The organism is Citrobacter sp. Cf116, from assembly GCF_030336505.1.
GTDB lineage: Bacteria > Pseudomonadota > Gammaproteobacteria > Enterobacterales > Enterobacteriaceae > Citrobacter > Citrobacter freundii.
In genome coordinates this window covers 45,410-69,999 of the sequence record NZ_JAOWEQ010000001.1, presented here as the reverse complement: position 1 = coordinate 69,999, position 24,590 = coordinate 45,410, and the positions used below count along the sequence as shown (strand labels likewise).

Here is a 24,590-nt window from a genome sequence, read left to right as displayed (position 1 = left end):
TTTCTTTTGGAGGAAGCATGGCAACACGTATTGAATTTCACAAGCATGGTGGCCCTGATGTACTCAAGGCGGTGGAGTTTACACCCGTAGACCCGGCGGAAAACGAAATCCAGGTCGAGAACAAAGCTATTGGGATCAACTATATCGACACCTACATCCGCAGTGGTCTTTATCCGCCGCCATCTCTGCCCAGCGGCCTGGGTACCGAAGCTGCCGGCGTAGTCAGCAAAGTCGGCAGCAAAGTGACACACATTAAAGCTGGCGATCGCGTGGTGTACGCCCAGTCTGCCCTTGGTGCCTACAGCTCAGTGCATAACGTTCCGGCCGATAAAGCCGCCATCCTACCCAACGCTATCTCATTTGAACAAGCCGCAGCCTCATTCCTGAAAGGGTTAACCGTTTTTTATCTGCTGCGTAAAACCTATGAAATTCAGCCTGATGAGCCGTTTTTGTTCCATGCGGCTGCGGGCGGCGTCGGGATGATTGCCTGCCAGTGGGCAAAAGCATTGGGCGCGAAGCTGATTGGTACCGTCGGCAGTGCGCAAAAAGCGCAAATTGCGCTGCAGGCCGGCGCATGGCAGGTCATTAACTATCGTGAAGAAAGCATAGTTGAGCGAGTGAAAGAGATAACCGGCGGGAAAAAAGTGCGGGTGGTGTATGACTCGGTAGGGAAAGATACCTGGGAAGCCTCGCTGGATTGTTTGCAGCGCCGGGGACTAATGGTCAGCTTTGGTAATGCTTCCGGGCCGGTGACTGGCGTGAACTTAGGTATTCTGAACCAGAAAGGTTCGCTGTACGTGACCCGTCCTTCACTCCAGGGGTATATCACCAATCACCGCGAATTAACCGAAGCCAGCAATGAGCTATTCTCACTAATTGCCAGCGGAGTAATCAAAGTGGATGTCGCGCCTGGTCAGACGTTCGCACTGCACGATGCACAGCGTGCTCATGAAGTACTGGAAAGCCGGGCAACGCAGGGATCGAGTTTGCTAATCCCATAATGCTTCGACTTCCCCTAAATAATTCAAATTGCAGGAAGGCGGCAATTGAATGAATCCCCAGGAGCTTACTGGAGTAAGTGACTGGGGTGAATGAAAGCAGCCAACACACCTGCGGTTTGAATTATGACGGGGAAGTAAAGAATTAGGGCTTCCCGTGGGAAGCCCTTTCTTTTTTTAGTTCGGCTGTATGTAGGGTACAGCTCGATGAATTCGTTAACCTGGCAATAGTGACAGATTTGATAATCAATTCCTATTTGGTTCTAAAGGCAATGTTGCAGGTTGTGACGCACCGCTCAATACCTTAGTAAAATCGACGGTTATTGCGCTGATACTGTGGGACTTTTGGCGCTTTTATCGCCTTGATAACCCACACCACGGCAACAGCCAGTAGCAGCCAGGGCAACAGTTTAATCATCAAGGCAAATAGTCCGCCCAGAAACATCACTGCAGTGGCTACGACCAATGCGGCCAGAACGCCCAGCAAAGATACGCCGGTGACCATCAGCATGATAAAAAATCCAATCACAAAAAGTAGTTCCAGCATGGCTCTCTCCCGAAATGAAATTCTCTCCATTGTTTTACAAGAAACATGCCAAAAATAATGCATTGATTTATAAAGAAAACGCCCCGCGACAAAGCGCAGGGCGTGGTGAAATTAACTAACTTTTGGTGAAAACTTAACGCTTGTCTGCCACCAGCTTCAGCGCGTGCTCCAGTACGTTAATATCTGCCCCGGCTTTATGCGCATTTTCGCTCAGATAGCGACGCCACTGACGAGCCCCAGGGATCCCCTGAAACAGCCCCAACATATGGCGCGTCACATGTCCCAAATAGGTTCCCTTACTCAGTTCACGCTCAATGTACGGGTACATGGCGCGCACCACGGTAACCGGATCGGTATCTTCGGTGGTAGCTGCAAAAATCTCGCGGTCAACGGACGCCAGAATTCCTGGGTTTTGATAAGCTTCACGACCTACCATCACGCCATCCATATGTTGCAGATGAATTTTCGCTTCTTCCAACGATTTAATGCCGCCGTTGATCGACATCGTCAGATGCGGGAAATCACGCTTTAGCTGATAAACACGGTCATAATCCAGCGGTGGAATTTCGCGGTTTTCTTTCGGGCTTAACCCGGACAGCCAGGCCTTGCGGGCGTGAATGATAAACATCTCACATTCGCCGTTGCCAGATACCGTGTTGATGAAATCGCAGAGGAATTCGTAACTGTCCTGGTCATCAATGCCGATACGCGTTTTCACCGTTACCGGAATCGACACCACGTCGCGCATTGCTTTGACGCAATCGGCGACCAGTTGCGCATTCCCCATCAGGCAAGCGCCAAACATGCCATTCTGCACGCGGTCGGAAGGACAACCCACGTTGAGATTGATTTCGTCATAACCCCGCTGTTCAGCGAGCTTTGCGCACTGCGCCAGCGCCGCAGGATCGCTCCCGCCCAGTTGCAATGCGATCGGATGCTCTTCTTCGCTATACGCCAGATAATCGCCTTTACCATGAATGATCGCGCCGGTGGTTACCATCTCCGTATAGAGCAACGTCTGGCTGGACAGTAAGCGCAAAAAGTAGCGGCAGTGTCTGTCCGTCCAGTCGAGCATCGGCGCGATAGAAAAACGATGAGCGGGAAAAGCGGTAGACTGAGATTCAGGCAGCATGGCGAATATTCAAGCATCCGGTTAAAAAAGGGGCGCTACTATAGCATAGACCGTTACGATAGTGAGCCACATCCTCGCGGCTCACTCCCTCTGCCCCTCAACAAACGCTATTTACGCCCCGGTTTTCCGTCGTGTGATCCGAAAAACTGCGGCGGATGGTCGACCCAGCGATCCTCGCGTGTAGCGGCATAGACCGGGTTAAGCGGATAATAAATGCGGTTATATTTTTTGTTCGCCTCACCCACGACTAATAGACGCACCTCTTCGCTGGTATTATTGATAAAGGTATGGCACACGCCCGTACCTGCCGGGAAACCGACGCTGTCGCCCGGTTCTAGCTTCCATAAATACCCGTTAATCCAGGCCTCAGGATAACCTTCCAGCACATAGATAAACTCTTCCTCATCGCTTTCAGCGTGCGGGTACGACGTGCGCCGACCCGGCGGCAGGCGTTCATGATGAATGCCGAGTCGTCCTAACCCCAACTTGCGGGCAAGCGGCGCGCCAATAGCAAATAGCTCATCACTGTCGGGATAAGTGGAGTCATCAGCCCCCTCAACCTCACGCCAGTGTCGAATACAATCGGGTCTTTTCATGGTTATTTTCCAGTATTGCGATGCGTCAGGTATAGCACACCGCGGTGGATCTCGGCGTTTTAAGCAGAACATGTTAAAGTAAGGGATTAACCTTCCACGCAAATCGAGGCGCCAAATGGACAAAACCACTACGCAAGAGTTATTGGCTCAAGCTGAAAAACTCTGTGCGCAACGCAACGTGCGGCTTACGCCACAGCGTCTCGAAGTGCTGCGCCTGATGAGCCTGCAGGAAGGGGCTATCAGCGCCTATGACCTGCTCGACCTGTTGCGGGAAACCGAGCCGCAGGCCAAGCCGCCAACCGTGTATCGCGCGCTCGATTTTCTGCTGGAACAAGGGTTTGTGCATAAGGTGGAATCCACCAACAGCTATGTCCTTTGCCATCTGTTCGATCAGCCAACCCACAGTTCCGCAATGTTCATTTGCGACCGCTGTGGCGTGGTAAAAGAAGAGTGCGCAGAAGGTGTGGAAGACATCATGCATACGCTGGCGGCCAAAATGGGTTTTGCTCTGCGACATAATGTTATTGAAGCACACGGGCTGTGTCCGGCCTGTGTAGAAGTTGAGTCATGCCGCCATCCTGGCGAGTGCCAGCATGACCATACGATTCAGGTGAAGAAGAAAGTTGGGCGCTAGGTAAGCGGGAGAGCGTACATCCTTGTACTCTCAGGAGGGAGGGGTTAATTACCAGCGGTAATCATTACGTTTTTCCCAATCGTTAACTTCTTTCTCCGCCTGATCTTTCGCGTAACCGTAACGTTCCTGGACTTTACCGACCAGTTGGTCACGTTTACCTTCAATGACCGTCATATCATCATCGGTCAGTTTGCCCCATTGCTCTTTCACTTTACCTTTAAACTGCTTCCAGTTGCCGCCGACTTCGTCTTTATTCATCATCAAGTCCTCATCGTTAGGTTGTGAATAGCGAGAGTGCCATGTCCAGACACATGCTGTTTTCTCTGGACGTGAGAATAAGTTTAGTCAGGGATTCTGGGTTTTATTTACTATTCGGAATTTTTAACCATCCTGCTCAGGCGAACCAGGTTCCATTACGCCAGTGGCGTCGCCAGATAAAGGCCAGTGAAAGCCCACGCAGCGCGAGGAAAACGGTTAACGCCAGCCACAAGCCATGATTTCCCAGCCACGGTAAAGTCAGCAGCGTTAATGCGAATCCCACTGCGGCAACGGCCATACTGTTGCGCATTTCTGCCGCGCGCGTCGCGCCAATAAACATGCCGTCGAGCAGATAACACCAGACACCCACCAGCGGTAACACCACCTGCCAGAAGAGATAGCGATCGGCCAGTAGTCGGATTTGCGGCAGCGAGGTCAGTAGCGCAACAATCTGCTCGCCAAACAGGGCATAAACCAGAGAAAACAGAATAGCCACAATACCGGACTGCCGACAGGCCGCCCGCCAGACGTCCAGTAACTGGCCACCATCTCGCGCCCCATAGGCCTGGCCCGAATGCGCTTCCACGGCATAGGCAAATCCATCCAGCGCGTAGGCGGTAAAGGTTAGCAGGGTCATCAGAACGGCATTAACCGCAATAATATCGCCTCCCAGACGTGCACCCAGCACCGTGATAGCGCCAAAACAGAGCTGCAGCAGCAGCGAGCGCAACATGATGTCACGGTTAAGCGCCAACAAACGGCGGAAGTTGCCACGCCACGCCTGCTTCAGCATTGCCAGCGAAATTCCGCGCATATGCAGGACTTTGCGCACCATCATCAGACCGATCAGTAAGGTGGCATATTCAGCAATCACCGTCGCCAGTGCCGCACCTTGCACGTTCATATGCAGGCCCATCACCAGCCATAAATCGAGCACAATGTTAAGAATATTGCCAACAATCAACAGGATAACCGGCGCACGCGCATACTGAACGCCAAGCAGCCAGCCGAGCAGCACCAGATTAGCCAGCGAGGCGGGTGCGCTGAGCCAGCGGATTTCAAGGAAACGCCGGGCTTGTTCCAGTACCGCTTCACTTCCCCCGACAATATGCAGCGCTACATCGATAATCGGCATACGAAACAGTGCGATAAGCAACCCCGCGCCCAGCGCCAGCATGAGCGGCTGCACCAGTGCGCGCGCCAGCGCCTGAGGATTTTTCGCACCAAATGCCTGCGCAGTAAGACCCGTGGTGCTCATGCGCAGGAAAAGCAGCAGCATAAAGAGAAAACTGGTTGCCGTAGCACCAACCGCAACACCGCCAAGATAGACCGGACTATCCAGATGACCAATCACCGCGGTATCCACCAGTCCCAGCAGGGGAACAGTGATATTGGAGAAGATCATCGGTAAGGCGAGGTGCCAGAGTGCTTTATCAGAAGAGGTAAAGAAAGGCATACAGGAGGGCCTGAGAAGAAGTTAGACGTACTGGACAATGTGATGCAGGCCCGGCAAGCGCAGCGCTACCGGGCACATTGCCGGATGGCAACGTAATCGTCTTATCCGGCCTACAGAGATTCAGCAGAAAATCAGAGCCATTCACCGTTACGAATGACACCTACCGCCAGCCCTTCAATGGTGAAGCTTTGCTCACGCAAGTCGACAACGATAGGTTTAAATTCGCTATTTTCTGGCAGAAGTTCAACCTTGTTGCCCTGCTTTTTCAGGCGTTTAACCGTAACTTCGTCATCAATACGGGCAACAACAACCTGACCGTTACGCACGTCCTGAGTTTTATGCACAGCGAGTAAATCACCGTCCATAATACCAATATCTTTCATCGACATACCGCTAACGCGCAGCAGAAAATCGGCGTTCGGTTTAAACAGTGAAGGATCGACCTGATAATGGCCTTCGATGTGCTGCTGCGCCAGAAGTGGCTCACCTGCCGCCACGCGGCCGACAAGCGGTAATCCTTCTTCTTCTTCCTGCAGCAGTCGAATACCGCGCGATGCGCCAGATACAATTTCCAGCACACCTTTACGCGCCAGCGCTTTCAGATGTTCTTCAGCTGCGTTTGGGGAACGGAACCCCAAACGCTGCGCGATCTCCGCACGCGTCGGTGGCATACCTGTCTGGCTGATGTGATCTCTAATGAGATCAAACACCTCTTGCTGCCTGGCCGTTAACGCTTTCATTCCGCCCCCTGGGTGTATATACAGTTATGCTGTGAGTATATACAGCTAAAGGCGATTTTGGAACCGCAAACTGCACAAAAAACAGGAGATTTATAAAGATGTGGAATCCTTATCGCAAATGCGACCACAACAGGATGCCCCAGGTGATCAGAGCAACAAAAATAGACAGCAACACTGCCGCCGACCCCATATCTTTCGCCCGGCCAGAAAGTTCGTGATACTCAGAGCCAACACGGTCAACCACCGCCTCAATCGCACTGTTGAGGATTTCAACGATCATCACCAGCATCACGGAACCAATCAACAGCACGCGGGTAATCGCATCGACGTCCAGCCAGCAGGCGATGGCAACGCCCAGCAGTACGGCAACGCTTTCCTGGCGGAATGCCGCCTCATTGATCCATGCGGCGCGAAAACCTTTCCAGGAATAGCCTGCAGCTTTGATAATTCGGGTAAATCCAGTGGTATTATTGGCCATCAAAAAGAACCTTTTTACATTATTAGCGTCAATGTCATTGTAACGTTACCCCGTTTTTTTCAGGGTGTGGCAAAGCAGCGCGAAGTATGACCGGATACCACAGAAATTCACTAAACTTTCTGATATCCTTGCAGCGCATTTGCATTATTAACCAGAGGCTTTACATTGTTTATGTCCGGCTGGCCACGAATTTACTACAAATTACTGAATTTACCATTAAGCGTCCTGGTAAAAAGCAAGTCTATTCCGGCAGAACCTGCCCCGGAATTGGGACTCGATACGTCTCGTCCCATTATGTACGTCCTACCGTACAATTCAAAAGCAGACTTGCTGACGCTGCGTGCCCAATGTCTGGTGCACGACCTCCCCGATCCCCTGGAACCGCTGGAGATAGACGGGACTTTACTTCCGCGCTACGTGTTTATTCACGGCGGCCCGCGTGTGTTCACCTATTACACGCCAAAAGAAGAGTCCATCAAGCTGTTCCATAACTATCTCGACTTACATCGCAGCAATCCAGACCTGGATGTGCAGATGGTGCCGGTTTCGGTGATGTTTGGCCGTGCGCCAGGGCGTGAAAAAGGTGAAGTTAATCCGCCGTTACGTATGCTAAACGGCGTACAGAAATTCTTTGCGGTATCCTGGCTGGGTCGCGACAGTTTTGTCCGCTTCTCCCCATCGGTCTCTCTGCGTCGTATGGCGGATGAACACGGTACGGATAAGATCATTGCCCAGAAGCTGGCACGCGTGGCGCGTATGCACTTTGCTCGCCAGCGTCTGGCCGCTGTCGGCCCGCGCCTCCCTGCCCGCCAGGATCTGTTTAATAAGCTGTTAGCTTCAAAAGCGATCGCTCGCGCGGTAGAAGATGAAGCGCGCAGTAAAAAAATCTCCCACGAAAAAGCGCAGCAAAATGCCATTGCGCTGATGGAAGAGATTGCAGCCAACTTCTCCTACGAAATGATCCGTTTGACGGACCGTATTCTGGGCTTTACCTGGAACCGTCTGTATCAGGGGATTAACGTTCACAATGCTGAACGTGTACGCCAGTTGGCGCACGATGGGCATGAAATCGTGTACGTTCCGTGCCACCGCAGCCATATGGACTATATGCTGCTGTCGTACGTTCTGTACCACCAGGGTCTGGTTCCGCCGCACATCGCAGCCGGTATCAACCTGAATTTCTGGCCAGCGGGTCCGATATTCCGTCGTCTGGGCGCATTCTTTATTCGTCGTACCTTCAAGGGCAACAAGCTCTACTCCACCGTATTCCGCGAATACCTGGGCGAGTTGTTCAGCCGCGGCTACTCGGTTGAGTATTTTGTCGAGGGTGGACGTTCACGTACTGGTCGTTTGCTCGACCCGAAAACCGGCACCCTGTCGATGACTATTCAGGCGATGCTGCGCGGCGGTACGCGTCCTATTACTCTCGTACCGATCTACATCGGCTACGAGCACGTAATGGAAGTGGGCACCTACGCCAAAGAGCTGCGTGGCGCGACGAAAGAGAAAGAAAGTCTGCCACAAATGCTGCGTGGCTTAAGCAAGCTGCGTAACCTGGGTCAGGGCTACGTCAACTTTGGTGAACCAATGCCATTGATGACTTACCTCAACCAGCATGTGCCAGAATGGCGTGAATCTATTGACCCTATCGAGTCTATCCGTCCGGCCTGGCTGACGCCGACGGTGAATAACATTGCCGCCGATTTGATGGTGCGCATTAACAACGCTGGCGCGGCCAACGCCATGAACCTGTGTTGTACCGCGCTGTTGGCTTCCCGCCAGCGCTCTCTGACCCGTGAACAGTTAACCGAGCAGCTCGACTGCTACCTGAGCCTGCTGCGCAACGTGCCGTACGCGGCGGACTCAACCGTTCCTGCGCAAAGTGCCAGTGAACTGATCGACCACGCCTTGCAGATGAACAAGTTTGAGGTCGAGAAAGACACCATCGGTGACATCATTATTCTGCCGCGCGAGCAGGCGGTCTTGATGACGTACTACCGCAATAACATTGCGCATATGCTGGTTCTGCCTTCGTTGATGGCAGCCATTGTGACTCAGCATCGTCGTATTTCACGCGTCGCGCTACAGCAGCACATTGATGCGTTGTACCCGATGCTGAAAGCCGAGTTGTTCCTGCGCTGGGAGCGCGATGAGCTTGCCGGGGTGATTGACGAACTGGCCAGCGAAATGCAGCGCCAGGGGCTGATTACTCTACAGGATGGCGAGCTGCATATTAATCCTGCCCGCTCCCGTACGCTGCAGCTGTTGGCTGCGGGTGCTCGCGAGACGTTGCAACGCTACGCCATCACCTTCTGGCTACTGAGCGCTAACCCGTCCATCAACCGCGGTACGCTGGAGAAAGAGAGCCGCACCGTGGCACAACGCCTCTCAGTGCTGCACGGCATTAACGCGCCGGAATTCTTCGATAAAGCGGTGTTCAGCTCTCTGGTGCTGACGCTACGTGACGAAGGATTCATCAGCGATACCGGGGATGCCGAGCCGGAAGAGACGATGAAGATCTATCAGATGCTGGCCGAACTGGTGACGTCAGATGTGCGTCTGACCATCGAGAGCGCCACACAGGGCGAGTAAGCATAAAAAAACCGGTCGAAATGACCGGTTTTTTTTAGGCTACTGATAGTTTATTTTCAGTACAAGATCCTTGCTGAACGGTCCTAACTGTATATCACTACCCGGTTTTTTCGTCAGTTTTGCCATGTAATTATGGGTAACCGTGCTAGCACCGCCATCCGGATAGTAGGTGGCAAACGGATAGTAGGTATTCATCAGGAGGTCTTCGCCTAACGTTTCATCCCGAATTTGCATCAGCAAACCATTCCCCATATCCACACGATTGGTGTCATACAAATCGTCGGTGTTAAAGCTCATGGTGACATCAAACTGCTGAGAACAGGCTGCAGTTGCGTCGCGTATGGTTGATACGCTAAACGGCGCTTTTTGCGACAACACTTCAACGTTATTCACCTGACCAAAATTGACCACCTGGCTTTCAGGGAAGATTTGAATATCCACGCCGCAGTCGAGAAAGTGAACGTTGTTCATCCCAGTAATGTTAAAACGCAGGTTTTTCGCATTAGCCGCCAGGTTCGCCCCTCCCTTACCATCAAACTGCAGAACATTAATATTACCAAAGTCATAGACGGTATCAGGGTTATCAGGAAAGCCTTTGAGTTTTACATACAAACGAAAACGGGCTGGAAAGGTAATATTCTTCTGCACTGTGCTTCCATTACAAACAGGGTCATGCCAAAACCCATCGTAATATTGCTCGAATGTATCCAGGCACGCGCCAGTATCAATCCCCTCATCGATCCCCTCATGGTCAACACCATTATAGGTTACACCAAAGGTGAACAGAGGGTTATTCAACACATCAGCACTGTTCTTAGCCGTCAGTTTAATCCACGCAAAGATGTCCTCCGTCTGATTGCTTGTGCTCCAGCCTGTCGCACCATCGCAATACACTGTGACGTTGATATCCGAGCTTTCCCATATTTTACTGCCAAGCACCGCGTTGGACGGAACGGTAAAACTGGGTAATTCTACACCGAACGATGTTTGCCCATTCACCACATCTTTATAGCAGTTTATTGCCCAGGCAGAAGATGAACACAGTAAGAGTACGGCCCCCAGAAAGGTTAAAATCGTTTTCATCATTTACCCTTCTGCGCAGGTTCACTATGGCAAACGGGCTGGACGGATGTGCAGCTTACGCTGAACATATTTAAGCCACCGTAGTCACCGATATAGCCAATCTGAAATTTAGCCGGCAGATTTTTAATCTCTGAAGTGGCCTGCTCAAAGGGGTTGACCATAAATCCATCGGCTCCCGGTAAAAGCGTTTTGCCGTCAATGCCGATATAACCCACTGTTACGTGGTAAGGGGTATCGTTTTTAATCGTTATGCCTGAAGCCGTCCGCGAAACCTCAACTTTTTCCATCGGTACTGCCTGGCCTTCTTTCAGCACAATGGCTTTGGGTCGCCAGAATAATTTCAGGCGGCTTTGCATTGCCAGTTGCATGGTATTTTTTTGTTCCGTACGCGGCGGAATTTCACGTATGTTATAAAAAAACAACGACTCTCTGTCCGCAGGAAGCTGCTGCAACGTCGGCTGTCCCATCAGGCGAACCTGAGTTTGTTCTCCCGCTTCAAGGCGTACTAACGGTGGTAACGGCGAAATATATTCGCGCGTTTTTTGATTATTTTTATCTTCAACCCATGACTGCGCCAGGTAGGGCTGCGTTTTGCTCTGGTTCGTTAATTTAATGCTGACGCTTTTATCCGTTTCATTAAAGATAATGCGTGTTCTGTCTGGTGAGACCGTCGCGTTTGCCACAGAGCAAACGCTGAGTAAACCCAAAAGTCCTTTCACAATAAATGTTGGTTTCATCTTATTCATCCTGAATTAGTTTACTGTTTTGCAAGGTAAAATTACTGCCTGACCGTCAGTATTGCTTTGGTTAGGCGGCGTTATTTCGCAAACGTTATTCCCCCACTGGAGACGCAATTTACTGTCTTCCTGAAGCCCACTGAGGTAGACGTAACCGTCTTCAGCAATCAGGCCAACGTCCTTGCCGCTGTCAATATCCACGACGGTAACGCCCAATGGAGGGAAGCGACCATTTGCCAGTCTGACAATGCCGATGATCTGATAGCCTTTTGTGGCGTTCAGCTTCGCGTAGCCAATAGCACCTTCAGTGAGCGTAGTGCTAATTACGGAGTTATTAATATCGACGCCGTCAGGCAATTTGTTGCTGTCGACGCGTACCGCGGAGGTGGTGTAGTTACTGACCGAGTTGGTTACGGCAATCCCCATCATATTGGTTACCGTGCGCTTGTCGCTCAGCGGAACGTCAGCAACGCCGTCCGCGTCTACCATCATGCGGGCGTTGTTGCCGTAGGCGTTATCATGCAATGCCATACCGTAACGTGTAGCGGTAAATGAACCATTCCAGCCCGCCGTGATTGAACGGTATACATTAGGCTGTACGCTGCCGTTAACGCTCAGGCGACCATAAGGCGAATAGTGCTGGTAGCCCCCGCGAATAGCAGGTTCGGCCTCGCGGAAATCACTCGCATCGCCTGCCGCAGAAATGTTCCATGTGTTGTTGCGATCTGAAGAGTCATAGTAAGACATCGTCTGGGACATACTGTCGCTGCCATTTTTCTGCATGCTCCAGGAGAGGCTGCGGTTCTGCTCCAGTGGTACAGAAAACGAGAGATAGTATTGCATCTCTTCTGTGTCATCCCATGTGGAACGACCAACCGTAAACGAAGAAGAGATCCCTCTTAAGCTACCAATGTCGAAGTTTCGACTCATCGATACCGTATAGTTAGTGCTGGCAGAATCATCCCAGTAAGTGTTACGCGTCAGATTGAGATAAGTGTTGATCGCCAGCGATTCAATATACTGGTTGAAAGACAGCACATAGCTCTCTTTTTGGTTGCCGGAGGAGTCATCACCGCTGCGAGCCGTTAAATACTCGTTCATGGTGATATATTCTTTATCCGAGAAACGGTAGCCGGCAAATGTCACCTGGCTCCCTGTGGACTCAAACCGCTTGGAATAGTTCACGCGGTAGCTATAGCCACGCTGCTTGTCATTGTTCTCATCATTTTCTCCACGCAGAGTGGCTTCTGCGCGAGTCACGTCAAAAGAGAGAGAACCAAAGCTGTTCAGGTTAAAACCAATACCCGCCGTAGCCGCCTGGTAATCATCAGCCGTCAGCAGTGCCCCACCGTAAAGTGAGGTATCCCCCGTCCAGCCCCAGGAAAACTCACCGGTCCAGAACATCGGATTATTAACATCGGTACTTCCTACAGCTGTCGGTTTACCGGTAGAGGTTTTGTAGCGTACTTGTCCTTTGCGCGTCAGGAACGGTATTGAGGACGCCCCAACCTGGAAGGTGCTTTTACGCCCATCTTCTTCTTCAACCGTCACATCCAACTGCCCCTGGAAGGTATCGCCAATGTCGGTAATGTTAAACGGTCCCGGCGCGACGGTGGTTTGATAAACCATTCGTCCGTTCTGGGTTACTGTAACTTTGGCATTCGTCTGTGCGATACCGGTAATTTGCGGGGCATATCCCTGCAAATCTGGCGGCAGCATGTTGTCATCGCTCTCAAGCGAAGCACCGGTAAAATGAAATGTATCGTATATGTCTGAATTCAGATCGTACTGACCCAGCGTCAATTTCGAGGCAATAGACGGGATCGGGCGAAACAGATAGGTGCGATCCATGCTGCTGTTACTGCCAACAGATTTGCCGTCTTCGTAGGATTTGTCGTACTGGTAATCAGAACGTAAGCGCCATGCGCCAAGGTTGAAGCCAAGCGTGCCGTAGGAGCTGATACTCTGGCTCTTATCGCCCTCGTCCGGATTATACTGACTGGCATAAACGTTGTAATCGAGTATGAATCCCGCAACACCGTCATCCCAGAATTCTGGCGGCGTCCAGTTTGTTGCCTGATATTTCATCCATGCCTGAGGTGCAATGATGGTAACAACCATATCGCCCTTATCAAGCCTGACAATCAGTTCAGGTTTACTGGCGAGATCCAGACATCCTCGCTCATTGATTGAGCGCAATGACTGGATGAATTCATCAGCAAAGCCAAAAGACATTAGATCATCTTTGGTCAGACAAATTTGTGAACCGCTTTCATTATCTGCTTTAATCCACTCAAAGGACCAGACATTCGGGAGCTTCTTTTTGTTTATTTCAACACGTGTAATGTATTGTCCTGGTGGGATAAAACCTTTCTTTTCAAACTGGCTGAGGTCGATATTTTCTTTATCCTCAGCATCTATCATACCTGTGTTGAATTCAACCGCCCAAGCCGGGGTAAACATAATGGCGGTAATAATTGCAGGACGCAGAGATTGCTTAATTAAAATAGGAAGCTTTCTTAACCCGGCCTTTATAATTGTATTTTTCATAAAATCCTTTTCAGTTAAAAAAGCCTAAAAAGCCGGTGATTCCTCCACCGGCTTGATTCATACAATCATCTATATAAAAATAATTACAGGTATGCCAGAACGTAATTAACGTCAGAGGCTACGTTACCCGCTGTCGCATTAGTAGTCGGAGACTCCATACGAGCTTTGAAGTTCAGCACCTGATAAGAGTTATCAGCCATCAGAGCGAATTCAACCGCAGTTCCCATTACCACCTTTTCATTGCCTTCAGTCAGCAGGCGCACGCCTACGTGCTCAGCGCCGCCATAGTTGCCTTCAGCGGTGTTTTTCAACAGGCTATCTGCATCTGCGTTAGCAGAAGAGAATGTAACTTTTGCCTTAGTGATAGTGGTCGGCGCTTCAGTGGTACCGCCAGTCAGGGTACAATCTTGCAGGTGGATCTGAACAGGAACCGGCAGGGAGAATTTACCGCCGTTCAGAGCGGTATCAGCCACTTCACCCAGGCTAATAGTCTGGTCTTCGTCACCCGGAGCAATAGAGCAAGGCGCGGAAATTACGATACCTTCAAAAGAAATTTTACCATGCCCCTGATCAGCAGCTGATGCATTAAAAGCCATGCTGGAAAGAAGAGAAGTTGCAGCAACAGCTAACAGTGTTTTCTTAAACATTGTGTATAATCCTTTACAATAAATAAAATCAAAATACTTTTATAGAGTTAGATACTGATTTGATGATAACAAACAGAGCCGTCGATAAGATTAAAATTTAATCGAGTACTGAATGACAGGAGAGAATTTATCATGGAGGATTTTATTTATCACGTTAGATAAACTAAATTCATTTTTAGAAAATCTACATATATTCATAATAAATATATCAAAAAAGACCAAGGCTTAGCTAAAAATAAGGAAATCCTTAAACACCCCACGTTATAAAGCAGCATTTTGACGAGCAAAAACTCATCAGCATCATTGGATAGTCACGATTTTCTTAACTATTTCACCAATAAATATTTACCGACCAAATGTAACAACAAGAAACATTAGATTACAAAATAACAATAAATTTTAGATATGTTAAGCCTTAAAGATTATTACCGGTGAAACGAAAATTTACATATCCAGAGGACAAAAGACGATTCGTTTAGAATTGCTTATGTTTTATAAAATAGCTCTTTTATAGAGGGGGAAAATTGATATATCACATTATTAGCAGAAGTATTGATGCGGTGTTTTTTTCGCCAATGGCAATGACTACCTCATCACACAAAGCCGTTGAGGTGACCGTTTGAACGTTAATTAAAGCCAAATCCGCTTTCATGGGTGTTTGCATATGAAACCGATAGGGCATAAAAAAACCGGTCAACGACCGGTTTTTTGTCTCACAAAAGCGATCAAAGATGCCAGTAGCTCATCGCCAGTCCTAAAAACAGTACCAGCCCTACATAATTATTGTTCATAAACGCTTTAAAGCAGGCATCACGTTCACGGTGAACAATCAGCTTTTGTTGATACACAAACAGCGCACCCGCCACCAGCAAAGACCAGTAATAGCCTAACGCCAGTCCGTTCAGCCACCCAACCAGCGCCATCAGCACCAGTACACCGACCTGCAGAATACCAATAATGAGTTTGTCGTTCTGGCCGAACAGGATCGCGGTCGATTTAATGCCAATCTTCAGGTCATCATCCCGATCAACCATCGCATACTGTGTATCATAGGCCACCGCCCAGAGAATGTTGGCGAGGAACATTAGCCAGCAGCTCAGTGGTACAGACTCGCTCACGGCGGCAAACGCCATCGGTATAGACCAGCCAAACGCCGCGCCCAGCACCACCTGCGGCAGATGCGTGTAGCGTTTCATGAAGGGATAGACCCACGCCAGCGCTAGCGCCGCAACGGACAACAAAATGGTCATCGTGTTGAGCGTCAAAACCAGCAGGAAGGCGAGCAACACCAATACGACGAACAGCGTTCGGGCTTCTTTTTCGGTGACAGCACCGCTCGGCAGCGGTCGATTCGCGGTGCGTTTAACGTGTCCGTCAAACTTCCTGTCGGCATAATCATTTACCACACATCCAGCGGCGCGCATTAACCAAACGCCGGCGACAAATACCGCCAGGATCCACAGTTGCGGCATGCCTGGGGTCGCCACCCACAATGCCCATAGCGTTGGCCAGAGCAGCAGTAAGGCGCCGATCGGCTTATCCGTACGCATCAAGCGGTGAAACGCCAGCAGCTTATTCTGCGTCAGACTCCACTCCATCTTTATCTTCCTCTTAGTACAACGGCGATGCAGGCAGAAAAAGCTCGGTAAGCATCAGCGGCTTACCGCTCAGCCGTAGGCGGGAACGACGCCCCCATAGCGCTGCATCGCGGCCAATCTCAATAAAATCTCGGGTCAATGTCGATGACGTAAACAGGTAGCGTCCGAGCGGGGTTTTCCCCAGGTTCTGTAAGGCCAGTTCAGGGCCGCACAAGGTTGATTCAGGCACCACGGTCCGTCCGGCAAGCCAGGGTTCACCATCCGCACATAACAGGATTTCACGTAACCAATAGCGAGACTCTTTAGGCAGCAGCGTCAGTTCTTCAGCCACCTCATTTTGCCCAACGAATTCTTCGCGAATCAACGTTACGGTGACCTTTTTCCCCTGCTGCTCAAAACGTTTGGTCATGGAATCTTCCAGTAACAACCAGTCGAGCAGTTGGGGGTCCAGCGCCGGGATCGCATCAAAATAACGCAGCGCACGCAGTTGCGTTAACGCAGGGTGTGGCATGCCTTACTCTCCGATTTATAACCTGAAGGCATTGTATCGCAGAAAATGCATTACGGGGTGAGCAAACACAATTAAGTGATCGTCAGAGCAACATAAGTGTAACAATTAGCACCGAAGGATAAAAAAAGGTGCGCCAGGAGACGCACCAGTTGTTGCAAAATCAGCACTGCGGGGAGACGTTTACCCCTTGCCTTTTACACTGCTGATAAAGGTGGATCGGGCAGATTTGGATCCCAGACGTTCAGCTTCATCAAGCAGCTTCAGCGCTTTATCGACATCGCCTTTCGCCACGGCATCCTTAATGCCCTGGTTAAAATAACTTTCCGTGTCATTTAACATCGGCTCACTTTTCTTCACCGGTTGTGGCGCTGGAGCGGCAACGGCTGCCGCCGGAGCCGCATAAGTAACTGCAGGCGCTGCGGTATTACCCACCGTGACAGGGCCAGGGCCGGATGAGCCAAACAGCGGCCCTACCAGCACGCTGGAGGAGGAACTGGTTTTGACTTTCAGCTTCAGCAGACCGTCGGTGGTATGACGGGCGATCGGGTCAGGGATATCCGGAACAGCGTTACCTACCCCCTTGGCATAGGCTTTTGCCGGGTCAAGCAGGGTCGTGGTCTGCTGGAGATCTTTATCTGTGGTAAAGACCAGAACATAGAGCTTTTGCTGGCCCAGCGCTGGCGTCAAACGCATTACGCCTTCCAGACGATCGGCACTCATCACGCCGGGTTCCTGGTAGGTGAAATAGCTGCTGGGGAAGAACGCAGATGGCGTCATGTTCTGATCAAGAATTAAAACGTTTGGTGCAAATACACTGGTTTGTTTGTTGACTTCACTGGTCAGCGTCAGGGTTAACTCACCAATATTCGCGGGGACGCTGTACGCGGCGACTGGGCCAGTAATACCAGCAACATCCAGACGCTGACCCGCTGCCGCGAGTTGTGTCGCCTGGGTTTTGGATTGATCAACCGGCGTCCAGGTTAACTGTTGTAGCGCAGCAGTGGGAATAGTTGGAGCCGCGGTGGTGTTCTGCGGAACAATATTTACATCGGCCAGGCTGATGCCAGGCGCGCTGGCAAATAACCCTGCAGATAAACAAAGGGCAACGAGACTTTTCTTCATTTTCATTGTTATCACCTCAGATAGCATGGGTTCAGCGGTGGCCAGGCAATAGCGCGCTAAACCGTAATCAAGAGGGGCTGGCGCCCCTCTTTCGGTCTTTACGTCAGGTTAGTGCTGAATTACCACCAGATTTCCATCTGGGCACCGAAGGACCACTCATCGCTGTCGCCACGGCTGGTTGTGCTGATACCAGAGTTGGTTGCAGCGGCGTATTTGGTTACGTCGTTACCATTTTTAACGTAGCCCCACTCTTCATCCCATTTGGCATAGGTTGCAAAGACACGAATTGCCGGGCGGGACCAGATGCTGTCGCCAGCCTGCCACTGTTGCGCCAGGGTGATTTTGTACTGGCTGTTGCGATCGCCAGTCTGCTGAGATTTGACGTTGTCGTAACCGACTTCCAGCAGGGTGCTCATGATCGGTGTCCATTTGTACATCGGACGGATACCGACGGTGTACCATTCGGTCCCCAGGTCGTTATCCATATCGAGGTTCTGGTACATACCGACGTACATCAGATCCCATTTGTCGCCCAGGGAGATTGCACCGTGGTCAAGTACGCGGAACAGGCTACCGTTGTTATTAATAACGTTATTGGCGTAATTCGTTTTACTACCGTCTGGGTTAGTAACGGTGAAGGAGGATGAACCGTAAGACCCTTGGTTCAGACCTTTACCCTGAGTGGTCATAGAATCTGTCGCGTACTGAACAACAAACTTGTTGTAGCCCTTCAGCATGCTCTGGGTATGTTCAGCGGTGAACATCCAACCATCTTTAGATGCGCCGTCTGCCAGGTGGTAATCATCGGTGGTATTCGCACGGCCATAGTCAACGCCCAGTTCCAACATCCCATCCGGGTTAGTTGCCAACTGTGCTAAACGAACGTCAAATACGTCGTTGGCGGTGTCTTTGGTACGATCATAGATATTCTGGCTGCTGAAAGCATATGAACCACCCGCTTCCTGTGAACGGCTCGCGGCCAGAGACAGTTTACCGAAGCCCAGATCGATGTTTTCAATACCAGCACCAGGACCTGAAATATCCCAGTAGTAGAAGTCGATCATGTGAACATCATGACGCTGATAGAAGCGCTTACCTGCCCAGATAGTGGAGCCTGGCAGCCATTCAATCAGGTTTTTACCCTGCACGTTGGCTTCACGGAAGGCCGGGTCAGTCCCTTCCCAGTCATTCTGCTGTGCGACGGAATAGGCAACGTTAGTGTCGAAGTAGAAGCTCTTATCGCCCTCTTTCCACACTTCCTGACCTAATTTAATTTCCGCATAGGTTTCACATTCGTTACCAAGACGGTATTTACTTTGGGCGCCGGTTGCCTGGAAACACTGTTGTTCACCGCCGCTACCCGTCCAGCCAATACCGGAACGTGCATAGCCATGGAAATCCACAGCCATTGCCTGAACAGACATAATGCCTGCCGCCACAGCAACCGCCAGAGGGAGTTTGCGCAGAGTAATCATCGTTCTATCTCCTGAGATCATTGCTTTTCTTTAAACGCTTCACCTTGACGGTTTTGCGCTTTTTTTTAATGGGATACCTTAAACACCCGGCTCTTGATGCAACCGACGACATGCACTGCCATCCTCACGGAACAGATGGCAACGCTCTGGCGGCAGGCCGATAGCGAATGTGGCACCCTCTTCTACCAACACCACGTCGTTCTGGCGGTAAACCAGGTTTTGACGGATGGCGGGGATCTGGATATGAATTTGTGTTTCGTGACCAAGCTGCTCGACCACCTGCACTTCACCTTCGAGGGTGACATCGGCGATATCGCTGGGCAGCAGATGTTCCGGGCGGATACCTAAAGACATGTTGGCGCCAACCTGCACCGCATGGCTGTCTACCGGGAGCCATATTTGCTGGCGGTTAGGCAGTTCAACCTGCACCTGATCGATGGCCGTCCCGGTGACTTTCACCGGCAGGAAGTTCATCTTCGGCGAGCCAATAAACCCGGCAACAAAGCGGTCAGCTGGGTAGTGGTATAGCTCCAGCGGTTTACCGACCTGCGCTACGCGACCGGCATCCAGCACCACAATTTTGTCAGCCAGGGTCATCGCTTCGACCTGATCGTGGGTGACGTAAATCATCGTGCGACCAAGACGTTTATGCAGGCGGGAGATTTCAATACGCATCTGCACGCGCAGCGCGGCGTCGAGGTTTGACAGCGGTTCGTCCAGCAGGAATACTCGCGGTTCGGCGACCAGCGTACGGCCAATCGCCACACGCTGACGTTGTCCGCCGGAAAGCGCTTTTGGTTTACGCTCCAGCAGGTGCGCCAGTTGCAGAACTTCCGCAACCTGGTTCACACGCTGGTTCATCACCTCTTTTTTCGCCCCAGCCAGTTTGAGGCCGAATGACATGTTTTCCGCGACAGATAAATGGGGGTATAACGCATAGGACTGAAAGACCATGCCCACACCGCGTTCGGCGGGCGGAATGTCGTTCATCCGGGTCTCCCCGATAAACAAGTCACCACTGGTGATGGTTTCAAGCCCGGCGATCATACGCAGCAAGGTCGACTTACCGCAGCCTGACGGTCCGACAAACACCACGAATTCCCCTTCGTGAATGTCGAGATTGATATCTTTCGATACCACCACGTCACCCCAGGCTTTTGTTACATTTCGCAGCTGTACGCTCGCCATGCCCTTCTCCCTTCGTTACAACCTGTCATCGACAGCAACATTCATGATGGGCTGACTATGCGCGATCACTTGACTGCGTGAATCCTCCACCCCCCGGCTTTTTTATGGGGGAGGAGGCGGGAGGATGAGAGAGCAGCGTCTGAGACCCGGGCTACCCGCCTCAGAGGAATTTCGTGATGCAGCCTGCAAAAATCGGTGGGTTTTTATGTGCGCCAGTACGCAATACTCACATTTATGTAACACAGATCACATAAAGAGGGGGTGGGGCGTAGGGGTAAGGAGGATGGAAAGAGGTTGTCGTATAAAGAAACTAGTAACCGTTAAGCCACCTCTGCAAAATCACCAAACAGGATGGGAACTATGAAAATCAAAACTGGCGCACGCATCCTCGCATTGTCTGCATTAACGACGATGATGTTTTCCGCCTCGGCTCTCGCCAAGATTGAAGAAGGTAAGCTGGTTATCTGGATTAACGGCGACAAAGGCTATAACGGCCTCGCTGAAGTGGGCAAAAAATTCGAGAAAGACACCGGGATCAAAGTCACTATTGAGCACCCGGACAAACTGGAAGAGAAATTCCCGCAGGTTGCCGCGACCGGCGACGGCCCGGACATCATCTTCTGGGCTCATGACCGTTTTGGCGGTTACGCTCAGTCTGGCCTGCTGGCTGAAATCACGCCTGACAAAGCGTTCCAGGACAAACTCTATCCGTTCACCTGGGATGCCGTACGCTATAACGGCAAACTGATTGCCTACCCGATCGCGGTTGAAGCGCTGTCGCTGATTTACAACAAAGACCTCGTGCCAAACCCACCGAAAACCTGGGAAGAAATTCCTGCGCTGGATAAAGAGCTGAAGGCGAAAGGTAAATCCGCGCTGATGTTCAACCTGCAAGAGCCGTACTTCACCTGGCCGCTGATTGCCGCCGACGGCGGTTACGCATTCAAGTTTGAAAACGGCAAGTACGATGTGAAAGACGTGGGCGTGGATAACGCCGGCGCGAAAGAGGGTCTGACCTTCCTGGTTGACCTGATCAAGAACAAACATATGAACGCGGATACGGATTACTCCATCGCCGAAGCGGCCTTTAACAAGGGCGATACCGCGATGACCATCAACGGTCCGTGGGCGTGGTCCAACATCGACAAGAGCAAAATCAACTACGGCGTCACGCTGCTGCCAACCTTCAAAGGCAAAGCGTCTAAACCGTTTGTTGGCGTTCTGAGCGCCGGTATCAACGCCGCCAGCCCGAACAAAGAACTGGCGAAAGAGTTCCTCGAAAACTACCTGCTGACCGATCAGGGTCTGGATGAAGTGAACAAGGACAAGCCGCTGGGCGCCGTTGCGATGAAATCCTTCCAGGATCAGTTAGCAAAAGACCCACGCATCGCCGCCACCATGGATAACGCCCAGAAAGGCGAAATCATGCCGAACATCCCACAGATGTCCGCATTCTGGTATGCCGTTCGTACCGCAGTGATCAACGCAGCCAGCGGCCGTCAGACCGTCGATGCCGCGCTGAAAGATGCACAAGGTCGTATCACCAAGTAATGCTGTAGCACACGTGCCGGATGGCGGCATAAATGCCTTATCCGGCCTACAACACACCGTAGGCCTGATAAGCGCAGCGCCATCAGGCACGCTGACCAACAGGTTTTCATTGTTGTTGAGGATTGAACCCCATGGATGTCATTAAAAAGAAACACTGGTGGCAAAGCGACACGCTGAAATGGTCAGTGATGGGTCTGCTTGGGCTGCTGGTCGGTTACCTTGTTGTTTTGATGTACGCTCAGGGGGAGTACCTGTTTGCCATCATGACGCTGATTTTAAGCTCTGCTGGCCTGTATATTTTCGCTAACCGTAAAGCCTATGCCTGGCGCTATGTTTATCCGGGCGTTGCCGGTATGGGGCTGTTTGTCCTGTTTCCGCTGATTTGTACGATCGCCATTGCCTTTACCAACTACAGCAGTACCAACCAGCTGACCTTTGAACGTGCTCAGGAAGTCCTGATGGATCGTTCGTATCAGGCTGGGAAAACCTACAACTTTGGCCTGTATCCGGCGGGTGATGAGTGGCAACTGGCTCTCACCGACGGTGAAACCGGCAAGAATTATCTCTCCGACGCCTTTAAATTTGGCGGCGAACAGAAACTGCAGTTGAAAGAAGCCGAAGCGCTGCCAGCGGGCGAGCGTGCAACGCTGCGTATCATCACGCAAAATCGCCAGGCATTAACCCAATTGACCGCCATCCTGCCGGATGAAAGCAAAGTGATTATGAGTTCACTGCGCCAGTTTTCCGGCACGCAGCCACTTTATACGCTTGCTGATGACGGTACGCTCACCAACAGCCAGAGCGGCGTAAAATACCGCGCCAATAACGATATTGGTTATTATCAGGCGATTAACGCTGACGGTAGCTGGGGTAGCGAAAAACTCAGTCCAGGCTATACCGTTGCCATCGGCTGGGATAACTTCACTCGCGTGTTTACCGACGAAGGCATCCAGAAACCGTTCTTCGCCATCTTTGTCTGGACGGTGGTCTTCTCCGTTCTGACGGTGATCCTCACCGTTGCTGTGGGGATGGTGCTGGCCTGTCTCGTACAGTGGGAATCTCTCAAAGGCAAAGCGATTTACCGTGTCCTGTTGATTCTTCCGTATGCCGTACCGTCGTTTATCTCGATTCTGATTTTCAAGGGCTTATTCAACCAGAGCTTTGGTGAAATCAACATGATGCTGAGCGCACTGTTTGGTATCAAACCGGCCTGGTTCAGCGACCCAACCACCGCGCGTTCGATGATTATTATCGTCAACACCTGGCTCGGTTATCCATACATGATGATCCTGTGCATGGGTCTGCTGAAAGCGATTCCTGACGATCTGTATGAAGCCTCGGCGATGGATGGTGCAGGTCCGTTCCAGAACTTCTTTAAGATAACGCTACCGCTGCTGATTAAGCCGCTGACACCGCTGATGATCGCCAGCTTCGCCTTTAACTTTAACAACTTCGTGCTGATTCAGCTGTTGACCAACGGTGGCCCGGACCGACTCGGCACCACCACGCCAGCTGGTTATACCGACCTGCTCGTGAGCTACACCTACCGTATCGCCTTTGAAGGCGGCGGTGGTCAGGACTTCGGTCTGGCGGCGGCGATTGCCACGCTGATCTTCCTGCTGGTTGGCGCGCTGGCGATTGTGAACCTGAAAGCCACACGTATGAAGTTTGATTAAGGGAGACAACGAACATGGCTATGGTACAACCCAAATCTCAGAAACTGCGTCTCTTGACCACGCACCTGCTGCTGCTGATTTTCATCGCGGCGATCATGTTCCCGTTGCTGATGGTTATCGCTATCTCGCTGCGCGAAGGTAACTTTGCTACCGGCAGTTTGATCCCGGAAAACATCTCCTGGGAACACTGGAAACTGGCGCTGGGCTTTAGCGTTGAACACGCGGATGGCCGCGTGACGCCACCGCCGTTCCCGGTATTGTTATGGCTGTGGAACTCGGTGAAAGTGGCCAGCATTACCGCGATCGGTATCGTGACGCTTTCCACCACCTGTGCTTACGCCTTTGCCCGTATGCGTTTCCCGGGCAAAGCAACCCTGCTTAAAGGGATGCTGATTTTCCAGATGTTCCCGGCGGTGCTGTCTCTGGTCGCGTTGTATGCTTTGTTTGACCGCCTGGGCCAGTACATTCCGTTTATCGGCCTGAACACGCACGGCGGCGTGATCTTCGCCTATCTTGGCGGTATTGCGCTGCATGTATGGACGATTAAGGGTTATTTCGAAACCATCGACGGTTCGCTGGAAGAAGCGGCCGCGCTGGATGGCGCAACGCCGTGGCAGGCATTCCGCCTGGTGCTGCTACCACTTTCCGTTCCGATTCTGGCGGTCGTGTTTATTCTGTCTTTCATTGCCGCTATTACCGAAGTACCGGTCGCGTCACTGCTGCTGCGTGATGTGAACAGCTATACCCTCGCGGTAGGTATGCAGCAGTACCTCAATCCACAGAACTATTTGTGGGGCGACTTTGCCGCCGCAGCTGTACTTTCAGCCATTCCGATCACTCTGGTGTTCTTGCTGGCGCAGCGCTGGCTGGTCAACGGACTGACGGCAGGTGGTGTGAAAGGTTAAGTTTTACCGAAGTAACTGCCCGGCAACGGGCAATGCCACTGCAACCCTCAACTTATGTTATCCCAACCTGTGACTGTTATTCGGCGCTCTACGGAGCGCCCTTTTTTTATGTAAAT

Annotated in this window: 22 protein-coding genes; 6 read left to right on the top strand and 16 right to left on the bottom strand. The window is 51.3% G+C overall.

Annotated features, from left to right (window positions below; translation table 11 throughout):
• The first annotated feature begins 17 nt into the window (after positions 1-17).
• Positions 18-1,001 carry a quinone oxidoreductase gene (locus OGV74_RS00325; RefSeq protein ID WP_003841359.1) on the top strand — a complete coding sequence of 328 codons (984 nt, stop codon included), beginning with the start codon at positions 18-20 and terminating at the stop codon, positions 999-1,001.
• Between the two features lie 301 nt (positions 1,002-1,302).
• Here the strand turns inward: OGV74_RS00325 and pspG are convergent, their stop codons facing one another.
• The 3 genes from pspG to OGV74_RS00310 form a co-directional block, all read right to left on the bottom strand.
• On the bottom strand, positions 1,303-1,545 hold the full coding sequence (pspG, locus tag OGV74_RS00320) for an envelope stress response protein PspG (RefSeq protein ID WP_003031713.1): 243 nt from the start codon (positions 1,543-1,545) through the stop codon (positions 1,303-1,305).
• A 133-nt stretch (positions 1,546-1,678) separates the two neighbouring features.
• Positions 1,679-2,677: a tRNA dihydrouridine(20/20a) synthase DusA gene (dusA, locus tag OGV74_RS00315; RefSeq protein WP_286520092.1), complete on the bottom strand. Its 999-nt coding sequence runs from the start codon at positions 2,675-2,677 to the stop codon at positions 1,679-1,681.
• A gap of 107 nt (positions 2,678-2,784) precedes the next feature.
• Positions 2,785-3,273, bottom strand: coding sequence for a cupin domain-containing protein (locus OGV74_RS00310; RefSeq protein WP_003031710.1), 489 nt, complete (start codon positions 3,271-3,273; stop codon positions 2,785-2,787).
• Positions 3,274-3,388: 115 nt separating this feature from the next.
• Here OGV74_RS00310 and zur point away from each other — a divergent pair, with 115 nt between their 5' ends.
• Positions 3,389-3,907 (top strand): zinc uptake transcriptional repressor Zur, encoded by a 519-nt coding sequence (gene zur / locus OGV74_RS00305; RefSeq protein WP_003031709.1) that lies wholly within the window; start codon positions 3,389-3,391, stop codon positions 3,905-3,907.
• Between the two features lie 48 nt (positions 3,908-3,955).
• Here the strand turns inward: zur and OGV74_RS00300 are convergent, their stop codons facing one another.
• The 4 genes from OGV74_RS00300 to OGV74_RS00285 form a co-directional block, all read right to left on the bottom strand.
• Entirely contained in the window at positions 3,956-4,165 is a 210-nt protein-coding gene (locus OGV74_RS00300) for a CsbD family protein (protein WP_003031706.1), read from the bottom strand.
• 136 nt (positions 4,166-4,301) lie between these two features.
• Positions 4,302-5,621: an MATE family efflux transporter DinF gene (dinF, locus tag OGV74_RS00295; protein ID WP_086504768.1), complete on the bottom strand. Its 1,320-nt coding sequence runs from the start codon at positions 5,619-5,621 to the stop codon at positions 4,302-4,304.
• Between the two features lie 131 nt (positions 5,622-5,752).
• Positions 5,753-6,361 (bottom strand): transcriptional repressor LexA, encoded by a 609-nt coding sequence (gene lexA / locus OGV74_RS00290; RefSeq protein ID WP_003031703.1) that lies wholly within the window; start codon positions 6,359-6,361, stop codon positions 5,753-5,755.
• Positions 6,362-6,470: 109 nt separating this feature from the next.
• Positions 6,471-6,839 carry a diacylglycerol kinase gene (locus OGV74_RS00285; RefSeq protein WP_003031701.1) on the bottom strand — a complete coding sequence of 123 codons (369 nt, stop codon included), beginning with the start codon at positions 6,837-6,839 and terminating at the stop codon, positions 6,471-6,473.
• A 171-nt stretch (positions 6,840-7,010) separates the two neighbouring features.
• On the opposite strand from OGV74_RS00285, the gene plsB reads away from it, so the two are divergent.
• Positions 7,011-9,431, top strand: coding sequence for a glycerol-3-phosphate 1-O-acyltransferase PlsB (gene plsB / locus OGV74_RS00280; protein WP_003841366.1), 2,421 nt, complete (start codon positions 7,011-7,013; stop codon positions 9,429-9,431).
• Between the two features lie 39 nt (positions 9,432-9,470).
• On the opposite strand, the gene OGV74_RS00275 is transcribed toward plsB, so the two are convergent.
• From OGV74_RS00275 to malK, 9 genes are all read right to left on the bottom strand, one after another.
• On the bottom strand, positions 9,471-10,514 hold the full coding sequence (locus OGV74_RS00275; protein WP_003031697.1) for a fimbrial protein: 1,044 nt from the start codon (positions 10,512-10,514) through the stop codon (positions 9,471-9,473).
• Positions 10,514-11,251, bottom strand: coding sequence for a fimbrial biogenesis chaperone (locus tag OGV74_RS00270; protein ID WP_008324293.1), 738 nt, complete (start codon positions 11,249-11,251; stop codon positions 10,514-10,516). The genes OGV74_RS00275 and OGV74_RS00270 overlap by 1 nt, the downstream gene beginning before the upstream one ends.
• Before the next feature lie 15 nt (positions 11,252-11,266).
• Positions 11,267-13,801 carry a fimbria/pilus outer membrane usher protein gene (locus OGV74_RS00265; protein WP_096878833.1) on the bottom strand — a complete coding sequence of 845 codons (2,535 nt, stop codon included), beginning with the start codon at positions 13,799-13,801 and terminating at the stop codon, positions 11,267-11,269.
• 83 nt (positions 13,802-13,884) lie between these two features.
• On the bottom strand, positions 13,885-14,448 hold the full coding sequence (locus tag OGV74_RS00260; RefSeq protein WP_003031691.1) for a fimbrial-like protein: 564 nt from the start codon (positions 14,446-14,448) through the stop codon (positions 13,885-13,887).
• A gap of 725 nt (positions 14,449-15,173) precedes the next feature.
• A complete protein-coding gene (gene ubiA / locus OGV74_RS00255; RefSeq protein WP_003031690.1) occupies positions 15,174-16,046 on the bottom strand; it encodes a 4-hydroxybenzoate octaprenyltransferase in 873 nt (290 codons plus the stop codon).
• Positions 16,047-16,059: 13 nt separating this feature from the next.
• A complete protein-coding gene (gene ubiC / locus OGV74_RS00250) occupies positions 16,060-16,557 on the bottom strand; it encodes a chorismate lyase (protein ID WP_003031688.1) in 498 nt (165 codons plus the stop codon).
• 180 nt (positions 16,558-16,737) lie between these two features.
• Positions 16,738-17,685, bottom strand: coding sequence for a maltose operon protein MalM (gene malM, locus OGV74_RS00245; RefSeq protein WP_032948312.1), 948 nt, complete (start codon positions 17,683-17,685; stop codon positions 16,738-16,740).
• A 113-nt stretch (positions 17,686-17,798) separates the two neighbouring features.
• Complete coding sequence (locus OGV74_RS00240; RefSeq protein ID WP_003031683.1) at positions 17,799-19,154, bottom strand: maltoporin; 1,356 nt, start codon at positions 19,152-19,154, stop codon at positions 17,799-17,801.
• A gap of 78 nt (positions 19,155-19,232) precedes the next feature.
• Entirely contained in the window at positions 19,233-20,342 is a 1,110-nt protein-coding gene (malK, locus tag OGV74_RS00235) for a maltose/maltodextrin ABC transporter ATP-binding protein MalK (RefSeq protein ID WP_003031682.1), read from the bottom strand.
• A gap of 360 nt (positions 20,343-20,702) precedes the next feature.
• Here malK and malE point away from each other — a divergent pair, with 360 nt between their 5' ends.
• From malE to malG, 3 genes are all read left to right on the top strand, one after another.
• On the top strand, positions 20,703-21,893 hold the full coding sequence (malE, locus tag OGV74_RS00230; protein WP_286520089.1) for a maltose/maltodextrin ABC transporter substrate-binding protein MalE: 1,191 nt from the start codon (positions 20,703-20,705) through the stop codon (positions 21,891-21,893).
• Positions 21,894-22,024: 131 nt separating this feature from the next.
• The gene (gene malF / locus OGV74_RS00225) at positions 22,025-23,569 is read left to right on the top strand and encodes a maltose ABC transporter permease MalF (RefSeq protein WP_003031679.1); all 1,545 of its coding nucleotides are present in this window, start codon (positions 22,025-22,027) and stop codon (positions 23,567-23,569) included.
• 14 nt (positions 23,570-23,583) lie between these two features.
• Positions 23,584-24,474: a maltose ABC transporter permease MalG gene (malG, locus tag OGV74_RS00220; protein ID WP_003031677.1), complete on the top strand. Its 891-nt coding sequence runs from the start codon at positions 23,584-23,586 to the stop codon at positions 24,472-24,474.
• Positions 24,475-24,590 lie beyond the last annotated feature (116 nt).

Bases quoted from the DNA above. Each gene is read 5' to 3' on its own strand.
- OGV74_RS00325 (WP_003841359.1), top strand. From the start codon at position 18: ATGGCAACACGTATTGAATTTCACAAGCATGGTGGCCCTGATGTACTC.
- pspG (WP_003031713.1), bottom strand. From the start codon at position 1,545: ATGCTGGAACTACTTTTTGTGATTGGATTTTTTATCATGCTGATGGTC.
- dusA (WP_286520092.1), bottom strand. From the start codon at position 2,677: ATGCTGCCTGAATCTCAGTCTACCGCTTTTCCCGCTCATCGTTTTTCT.
- OGV74_RS00310 (WP_003031710.1), bottom strand. From the start codon at position 3,273: ATGAAAAGACCCGATTGTATTCGACACTGGCGTGAGGTTGAGGGGGCT.
- zur (WP_003031709.1), top strand. From the start codon at position 3,389: ATGGACAAAACCACTACGCAAGAGTTATTGGCTCAAGCTGAAAAACTC.
- OGV74_RS00300 (WP_003031706.1), bottom strand. From the start codon at position 4,165: ATGAATAAAGACGAAGTCGGCGGCAACTGGAAGCAGTTTAAAGGTAAA.
- dinF (WP_086504768.1), bottom strand. From the start codon at position 5,621: ATGCCTTTCTTTACCTCTTCTGATAAAGCACTCTGGCACCTCGCCTTA.
- lexA (WP_003031703.1), bottom strand. From the start codon at position 6,361: ATGAAAGCGTTAACGGCCAGGCAGCAAGAGGTGTTTGATCTCATTAGA.
- OGV74_RS00285 (WP_003031701.1), bottom strand. From the start codon at position 6,839: ATGGCCAATAATACCACTGGATTTACCCGAATTATCAAAGCTGCAGGC.
- plsB (WP_003841366.1), top strand. From the start codon at position 7,011: ATGTCCGGCTGGCCACGAATTTACTACAAATTACTGAATTTACCATTA.
- OGV74_RS00275 (WP_003031697.1), bottom strand. From the start codon at position 10,514: ATGAAAACGATTTTAACCTTTCTGGGGGCCGTACTCTTACTGTGTTCA.
- OGV74_RS00270 (WP_008324293.1), bottom strand. From the start codon at position 11,251: ATGAAACCAACATTTATTGTGAAAGGACTTTTGGGTTTACTCAGCGTT.
- OGV74_RS00265 (WP_096878833.1), bottom strand. From the start codon at position 13,801: ATGAAAAATACAATTATAAAGGCCGGGTTAAGAAAGCTTCCTATTTTA.
- OGV74_RS00260 (WP_003031691.1), bottom strand. From the start codon at position 14,448: ATGTTTAAGAAAACACTGTTAGCTGTTGCTGCAACTTCTCTTCTTTCC.
- ubiA (WP_003031690.1), bottom strand. From the start codon at position 16,046: ATGGAGTGGAGTCTGACGCAGAATAAGCTGCTGGCGTTTCACCGCTTG.
- ubiC (WP_003031688.1), bottom strand. From the start codon at position 16,557: ATGCCACACCCTGCGTTAACGCAACTGCGTGCGCTGCGTTATTTTGAT.
- malM (WP_032948312.1), bottom strand. From the start codon at position 17,685: ATGAAAATGAAGAAAAGTCTCGTTGCCCTTTGTTTATCTGCAGGGTTA.
- OGV74_RS00240 (WP_003031683.1), bottom strand. From the start codon at position 19,154: ATGATTACTCTGCGCAAACTCCCTCTGGCGGTTGCTGTGGCGGCAGGC.
- malK (WP_003031682.1), bottom strand. From the start codon at position 20,342: ATGGCGAGCGTACAGCTGCGAAATGTAACAAAAGCCTGGGGTGACGTG.
- malE (WP_286520089.1), top strand. From the start codon at position 20,703: ATGAAAATCAAAACTGGCGCACGCATCCTCGCATTGTCTGCATTAACG.
- malF (WP_003031679.1), top strand. From the start codon at position 22,025: ATGGATGTCATTAAAAAGAAACACTGGTGGCAAAGCGACACGCTGAAA.
- malG (WP_003031677.1), top strand. From the start codon at position 23,584: ATGGCTATGGTACAACCCAAATCTCAGAAACTGCGTCTCTTGACCACG.